This window comes from Faecalibacterium sp. DFI.5.82 (assembly GCF_029076575.1).
Lineage (GTDB): Bacteria > Bacillota > Clostridia > Oscillospirales > Ruminococcaceae > Faecalibacterium > Faecalibacterium duncaniae.
The window spans coordinates 1-313 of sequence record NZ_JARFIS010000454.1 but is presented as its reverse complement, the minus strand read 5'-3'; the positions used below and the strand labels follow the sequence as shown (position 1 = coordinate 313).

General features: G+C 62.0%; 1 protein-coding gene. It reads left to right on the top strand.

All coding sequences use genetic code 11. The features are described 5' to 3' along the window. Positions 1-313: CHAP domain-containing protein (locus P0G09_RS17395; protein ID WP_275253301.1), on the top strand; the 313-nt coding region annotated here is incomplete at both ends.

Here is a 313-nt window from a genome sequence, read left to right as displayed (position 1 = left end):
AACGGCACACGCCCCGGCAATCAGGCTGTGGTGGATATTGCCAAAAGTCAGGTGGGCGATGTGGGCGGTCAGCCCTACTGGAGCTGGTACGGCCTCAATTCCCGTGTGGAATGGTGCGCCTGCTTCGTGTCCTGGTGCTACGGCCAAATGGGGCTGTCTGAACCGCGCTTTGCCGCCTGTCAGTCCCAGGGCATCCAGTGGTTCCAGTCCCATGGACAATGGGGCGCACGGGGCTATGACAACCTCGCCCCCGGAGATGCTATCTTTTTCGATTGGGACCTGGACGGCAGCGCCGACCATGTGGGCCTTGTGG